General features: G+C 67.4%; 5 protein-coding genes and 1 pseudogene. 3 read left to right on the plus strand and 3 right to left on the minus strand.

All coding sequences use genetic code 11. The annotated features are described in order from the left end of the window. Positions 1-339 precede the first annotated feature (339 nt). The 3 genes and pseudogenes from ABZU32_RS30250 to ABZU32_RS30260 form a co-directional block, all read right to left on the minus strand. On the minus strand, positions 340-1,479 hold the full coding sequence (locus tag ABZU32_RS30250) for a transposase (RefSeq protein ID WP_354927357.1): 1,140 nt from the start codon (positions 1,477-1,479) through the stop codon (positions 340-342). After that, positions 1,437-1,763 (minus strand): annotated as a pseudogene (locus ABZU32_RS30255) (hypothetical protein); the annotation flags it as partial. The pseudogene ABZU32_RS30255 and the gene ABZU32_RS30250, both read right to left, overlap by 43 nt. Before the next feature lie 197 nt (positions 1,764-1,960). Then, complete coding sequence (locus ABZU32_RS30260; protein WP_354927359.1) at positions 1,961-2,131, minus strand: DUF2637 domain-containing protein; 171 nt, start codon at positions 2,129-2,131, stop codon at positions 1,961-1,963. 230 nt (positions 2,132-2,361) lie between these two features. Between ABZU32_RS30260 and ABZU32_RS30265 the strand changes: the two genes are divergently transcribed. From ABZU32_RS30265 to ABZU32_RS30275, 3 genes are all read left to right on the plus strand, one after another. Further along, a complete protein-coding gene (locus ABZU32_RS30265; protein ID WP_354927361.1) occupies positions 2,362-2,760 on the plus strand; it encodes a hypothetical protein in 399 nt (132 codons plus the stop codon). A gap of 268 nt (positions 2,761-3,028) precedes the next feature. Beyond that, positions 3,029-4,792: a ParB/RepB/Spo0J family partition protein gene (locus tag ABZU32_RS30270; protein ID WP_354927363.1), complete on the plus strand. Its 1,764-nt coding sequence runs from the start codon at positions 3,029-3,031 to the stop codon at positions 4,790-4,792. Positions 4,793-5,211: 419 nt separating this feature from the next. After that, positions 5,212-6,378 (plus strand): tyrosine-type recombinase/integrase, encoded by a 1,167-nt coding sequence (locus tag ABZU32_RS30275; protein WP_354927365.1) that lies wholly within the window; start codon positions 5,212-5,214, stop codon positions 6,376-6,378. The last annotated feature ends 433 nt before the right edge of the window (positions 6,379-6,811 follow it).

The raw sequence follows: 6,811 nt of genomic DNA on the forward strand, positions 1-6,811 counted from the left end.
GACATCGCCGGGCTGCCGCGGCGGCGCCGTTCCCCGGCTTCCGCGGGCGGCGCCGTGACCTGCACCGCCGGTTCGACCATCTAGGGGTGCCACCGGAATACGGCAGAAACGGGCCGCGTGTTGATCACGGGTTAGCGAGGTGAGCGTCTCAGAGAGATGATCGAGGGCGTCAGAGGCGATGGGGCGAACAGGCCTGGGTCGGTCCCCTGTCCGGCACCGAACCAATACTGATCACGATCCCTCCGGTGAGATGAGCCGCCAGCCGGGTGGCCAGTGCCTGCGGAATCTCGACGACGGCTGAATCCTGGCTCTGGCACTGATTTCGTGAAGTGACCCTCTTCAGTCGGCGAGGAGGACGCGTTTGCGTACGAGGTCGGGGTTGGCGCGGCCGTACATCTGGCGTTTGAGCATCTTGATGCGGTTGACGTGGCCTTCGACCTTCCCTGAGCTGTAAGGCAGGGTTAGACCGGCTTTGGCGGCGTCGAAGTCGCGCCGCAGCCCCGTGACGAAAGAATGCAGCTCCGGCAGCTCGGAGGCCTGGACGCTGTTAATCCACTGCTCGAGGTGGTCGCCACCGAGCCGCAGCATCATATGGGCGAAGGCCCGGATGTGATTGCGGAGAGCGGCCAGGACCGGGCAGGCTGCGATCAAAGCCTGTAGCTGCTCACGCTCGCCGGTGTCGAGGGTGTCGGGGTTGCGCAGGAACCATCCGGTCGCTTGCCGGACGGTAGGCGGCGGCGGTGGCGGCAGGGCGATGGTGACCTGGGATCTCCACGGCTGCAGGTATTGGCCCAGCGTGGTGGGTTTACCTCGGTAGCCCAGGGCTTTGATCTCCTGGTAGAGCTGTTCGGCGTTGGTGCAGCCCTGCTCCCAGCGGTGGTGCAGGTAGACGGCGAACTCCTCCACCGCCCGAGGACGTTTGCCGGTGCCGTTGTTCACCAGTTGTTCTTCGGGGTCGCTCGCGCGGGCGAACCGGCGAACGGTGTTGCGGGCCAGGCGGAGCTCACGGGCGATGGCTCGCAGGTCGAGTCCCTGGGCGAGTAGCTGGTGGACCTGGGGATGCCGGTGGCGGGTCCGATCGGCCAGACGGCCGACTCGCCGTTCGGTGTCCTGGGCCTGGAGCGTCGGCTGCACGGCGGTGGAGTTCGGCAGGTGAATGTCGGAGGGCGGGGTGACGGGGGCGAGGCCACGTAGGTTGGAGCGGTGCTTGGTGATGGTGCGCTCGACGGCGTCTGCGAGGTTGCGCCACATGTGCCAGCGGTCGGCGACCTGGGTCGCCTGTGGCGCGCCGCGGGTGGCGCCGTCGGCGTAGCAGCCGGCCCGGTCTCGGCAGACGACCTGCACATCGGGATGTTGGCTCAACCAGCCGGCGAGTGCCTGCGATGACCATTCGGGGAGCATGTCGATCGGCCGGCTGGTGGTGATGTCGATCAGGATCATGCCGTAGGTGTGACCGCGGCGCAGGGCGAAGTCGTCCACTCCCAGCACCTGCGGGCCGGGTGCTGGGTGAGGCGGGCTCCGGCTCGGCCGCCCAGCGCCAGGCCGATCGTCTGCAGCAGTCGCTGCAGTTGCACGCTATGGCGGCCGTAGCGGACGGTCAGCCCGGGAACCTGCTCGGCGAAGGTCTTCTTGCCGCAGACGTGGTTGCCGCACCAAAACCGCAGCACCCGCAGGCACAGGAGGGTCTGTTGGCCGCTGACCGCGGTGTCGCACACCCGCCGCTCGTAGCTGCTGTGTACTCGCCGGGAGATCGTCCCGCACTGCGGGCATGCCGCCTTGTGAGGTGCGGGTTCTGGCTCGGATCCGTATCGATCTCCCCGACCGGGCCACCTGGTCGATCTGCAGGCAGGACAGGTGGGGGAAGAGAACCGTGAGTAAGTCGGAGCTCGTCACCCGGGCATGATCAGCAAGTCAGGCACCGCCCGCCGGAAGATCACGAAATAAGTGCCAGAGCCAGGATTCAGTCGTCGTTGAGAATGCCGTCCACCGACAACGGAGTCAGTGCCGCGCTCCACGCACTCTCACCGTGACGGAGTACCAGCTGGTACATGTGCTTGTAGGAGACCACGGCTGCGATCACGTCCAGCAGGACGACGCTCGCGGTCATGGTGTAGCGAATCCATCGATCCACCGTCGAGAGCTCCAGCGCGGCCCGGTGCACCGGGTGTGCTGGGCCGTGGCCGGTCACCGGAGGGTCCGGCTGTTTCACTCCCTCGCCCCGGCGGGAACAGCTCAAAGCTGCGGTGATGACCGGGCAGCCCTTCGACATCAGAAGCGGCTTGCCATTGGCTCTCGCTCCGCAGGGATGCGCCGGTGGCCAGGGACATCGATCCCGCCGCCGACGTAAAGGCGGAGGGGCGCATGACTGACCTCTCCTTCGACCACATCCGCAAGCGACTGGCCGAGTGCAGCGACGGCGAAGCACTGCTGGCCGATGGCCTGGAGGACGCGCTGATCGGCACGGCCGAAGGCTGGTTCGGCAACTCCCGGCGGGTCGTCGCCTTGTACGACCTGTCGCTTTGTGTCCGGGTCCTCATGGGCTGGGGCATGGATGAGGAGGAGGCCGAGGAGTACATCGGCTTCAACATCACCGGCGCCTTCGTCGGTCCCTCGACTCCCGTCTTCGCCGTGATTCACCGGCAGCCGCTGATCGTCTCGCGCGATGACCGGAACCTCAGCTCGGAGCAGGGGAACCCGCCGTCATCGGAGTTCCCCGGCAATGTCCCTTCCGATCCCGCCGGCCAGAGCATGCGCCGGTGAGCCCAGGTCCCCTGCCCGGCTTGTGAGGCTGCGACGCCCTTGCCGCGCCCGCAACCGGCTCTCGCTGCGCTCGCCCCGGTACGGCCACAGATCTTCTCCTCCTTCGTCGGACAACATCTTGGCCGTGCCGGGACCGCCGGGTTGCGTTCCCGGCGACGTGCGTCGCAGGGGTCTCGAGCCGGGCAGGGACCGGACCTCGTGTCCCCCGGCCGCCGCGAGAGACAGTGGCGGTCGTTTCGGCCCGGCTCCAAGAGCCTGTGGAGGGCGCATGAACGAAGTGGCCGTCAGTCCCGACATCGTGGATGTCACGGTCGCCGATGTCGACATCCCGGCCGCACCCGCTTCTGAAGGTGAGGGCCCGCGAGGTGCGGAACCCGTCTATACCGAGCGGCCGATGATCCCGGTCGAACTGCTGGTGGCCCACCCCGGCAACGTCCGCGAAGACCGGCAGGCCAGTGAGGAGTTCTGCCGGTCGGTGGCCGCAGCCGGGATCATCACCCCTTTGGAGATCACCGTCGAGCCGGACGGCGGGTACCGGGTGGTGGACGGCAACGTCCGCCTGGATGCCGCGCTGAAGGTCGGTCTGCCGGCCGTGCCGTACTTCTTCTCCACCGACACCGCCGACGACGAGGGCCTGCAGTACCTGCACATGCTGATCACCAGCAGGTTCCGCACCAGCCTGTCGGTGCACGAGGAGGCGCAAGCGCTGTTCTCGGCTGCCCAGGCCGGGATGACCCGGACCGAGATCCGCAGGGTGACCGGCCTGTCCTCCCGCGAGGTCAAGGCCGGCGTGCGGGCCGGCGGTCTGGGCGGCGCGGCCAAGCAGCTCGCCGCGGGGATGGACTACGAGTGGACGCTGGAGGAACTCGCGCTGCTCAAGCCGTTCGAGGACGACCCCGAGGCGCTGGAGGCCATCCACCGCAGGTGGTACGGGCCGCTGAAGTACACCGTGCAACGCCTGCTGGACGAACGCGAGGCCAAAACGCGCCGCGCGAAGATGATCGCCGACCTGGAGGCCGCCGGAGTCACGGTCACCGACGACAGGCCGGACGGCGCCGTGCCGCTGGGCCACCTGCTGAACGGCGACCAGAAGATGGACACCGACGCGCACGCCACCTGCCCGGGCCGGGGCGCCTGGCTCGCCCCCTGGATAGGCGCATCCCCCAACCAGTACTGCCTCGACCCGGAACGCTACGGCCACGTGTTCGCCGAGACCGGCACCACCAGCCCGCCGCCCCCGGCGGAACCCGCGCCCACCACGCAGGCGGTGAAGCCCACCGTCGAGCGCAGGATCGTGGTCGAGGGGAACAAGGCGTGGGCCGCCGCCGCCACGGTGCGCCAGCAGTGGTTGCGCGAGTTCCTGGCGCACAAGACCCCACCCAAGAACGTCGCGGCCACCATCGCCCGCTTCGTGACCGAGCAGCTCGTCACCATGCCAGAACCGTTGTGCCGCGCACTGGCCGGCGCCCGCCATTCGCAGCTGTTCGAGACCTTCGGCAGCCCTACCGCCCTGAACGTCGCCAAGAGCAGCCAGCAGGGCCTGTGGATGATCGCCCTGGCCCCGATCGCGACCGCCTACGAACGCGAGATCACCGGAGACGGCGAACGGCGCAACACCTGGCGCGAGGACAAGTACTCCCCCTGCACCCGAACCGACGCCGGCATCTGGCTGCGGTTCATCACCGAGATCGGCGCCTCACACGGCTACGAGCCCAGCCCGATCGAAAAGGCCGTCGCCAACGGCGTCCCCTACCGCGGTGACAACCCCTCCGACGATCTCCCCGACGAGACCACCACCGAGGACGCCGGATCCGAGGCGGCGTCCACCGCACCGGAAACGCACGACGAGCACGACGACCCGTCCCTCGACATGTCCGAACCGACACCGGGCGCAGCCGACGTGAACGCCCGCTCCTTGGACCGGTCGTCGGCGCCTGGCACCGCCGCTGAACCGGACGCTGCCACGGATTCGGCCATCGTGACGGCCGAAATCCGGGCCGACACCGATGACCTGCAGACGAAAGTCGCATAACTCCGCACAACCTGTTGGCAGAGGGCGGTACCGCACCCAGGGCCGTCCTCTGCCGCTGGGCCTTCTTCCAGTCATCCGATTCCGGGCCGTCCTTCGGCGCAGAGCCCGTCGTAACGCGGTCGGCTCCTTCGAGCTGCTGATCCGCCTCCTGCGTGACGGCCGCCCCACCGCCACCGAGCGGACGGCCGACCATGCGCCCGCCTCAAGAACCGCAGCAGGGCCTGCTCCTACACGCTCACCCGACGACGCCGTGCCGGCCGCACCGCCACCGATCCTCGATCCGGACGTCCGCGCGGCGATCGCGCTCTACTGATCAGGGCCGGGCGGCTCCGCTCGGTCACCCAGGGCCGCACCCGGCTCATCCCCTCCTCAGCCATCACCGACTACATCGCGCTTCTGGAACAGGAGGCGCAGAACTCATGACCACCCGACGCAGCCCTGGAGACGGCAGCGTGTTCTGGGAGGAGGCCCGTCAACGCTGGGTCGCGGCGATAACGGTCGGCTACACCGCCGCTGGGAAGCGCATCGTGAAGAAGGCCACCGGCAAGACCAAGACCGAAGCCAAGAACAAACTGAAAGAGATCATCCGGGAGTACAAGGACGGCCAGCCCGTCCCGCCGCCCAACTACACCGTGAAAGACGCGGTGGTCTACTGGCTGGAAAACGGCCTTCAGGGACGTGACACATCGACCATAAGGATGTACCAGACCTACGCCCGCAACCATGTGATCCCCCATCTGGGCGCCCGCAAGCTCCGCGAGCTGTCCGTGGAAGACGTGGACCGATGGCTGCAGAGCAAAACCGGCGAACTCTCAACCCGATCGCTCAAGCTGATCCACAACGTCCTCAACCGCTCGGTGAAGAACGCCATGCGTCGCGACAAGGTCAAGCGCAACGTCGTGGAACTGTGCGAGATACCCGAAGGACGAGCAGGCCGACCCTCCAAGGCACTGACCCTCGCCCAAGCCGACGCCCTTCTCCGAGCTGCCGACGCCGCCCCACCGCGCATCCGCGCCTACATCGTGGTCTCACTGCTGTCCGGAGCGCGAACCGAAGAAGTACGGGCGATCGCCTGGAGCCACGTCGTCACCTACGACCAGCAGGCCAAAACGTGGCGGCCGGTCGGCGAGGCCGGCTGGGACCACACCGACTTCGCCATCTACGTCTGGCGCTCGGTACGCAAGAAGGGCGACACCAAGACACCAAGATCCCGCCGCAGCCTTGCCTTGCCCAGACGCTGCGTGGAGGCGCTGAAGACCCTGCACCAAGCCCAGAGCGGCACGCGCGAACTGATCTTCTCGACCAGCAGCGGCTCCCCCGTGACCGCCCACAACATGCGCCGTGACTTCCGGAAGGTGCTCGACGATGCCGGACTCAACGGAAAGGACTGGGCACCCAGGGAGCTACGGCACAGCTTCGTGTCTCTGCTGTCGGACCACGACATCCCGATTGAGGACATCTCCCGGCTGGTGGGACACTCCAACACCGTCGTCACCGAAACGGTCTATCGCCACCAGATCAGCCCGGTCATCCAGGAGGGGGCCAGGGCGATGGACGGGATCTTCCCGATGTCCGAAAACCCGTAGTCTCCCAGCTTGTCTCCCACGCCCCGTTTCTGTGATCAGGAGCGGGGCGTTTTGGCTGGTGGGCGCTACTGGGTTCGAACCAGTGACCCCTCGCTTGTAAGGCGATGCGGGCAGGGACCTGACCAGGGCGGATACCGGCCCTGATCTGGGCGTACGGTCCACGCCCGTCCATCGGTGTCCGGTCCCGTCCGTGGTCGCTGTCACCCAGATGGTCGCCCAGAAGACGCCCCCGGGCCGAGGTCGTCCACCGACGTTCCTTCACCGATCGGACCTTCGAACTCCTTGTGTCGGCAACGACTGCAATCATGCCGCTCACATGATCCGGTTGCGTCGGGTGTGGGACTGTAAGACCAACGGTGTAACTCCTGATCAAGGAGACACCTGTGACGAGTACGGTGATCCAGGCATCTGAGGCGATGGACCTGGAGGATCC

Origin of the sequence: Sphaerisporangium sp. NPDC005288, assembly GCF_040607475.1 — a bacterium.
GTDB lineage: Bacteria > Actinomycetota > Actinomycetes > Streptosporangiales > Streptosporangiaceae > Sphaerisporangium > Sphaerisporangium rhizosphaerae.

What these genes read in the sequence shown, in the direction of transcription:
- ABZU32_RS30275 (WP_354927365.1), top strand. Translation starts at nt 5,212, where the DNA reads ATGACCACCCGACGCAGCCCTGGAGACGGCAGCGTGTTCTGGGAGGAG.
- ABZU32_RS30270 (WP_354927363.1), top strand. Translation starts at nt 3,029, where the DNA reads ATGAACGAAGTGGCCGTCAGTCCCGACATCGTGGATGTCACGGTCGCC.
- ABZU32_RS30265 (WP_354927361.1), top strand. Translation starts at nt 2,362, where the DNA reads ATGACTGACCTCTCCTTCGACCACATCCGCAAGCGACTGGCCGAGTGC.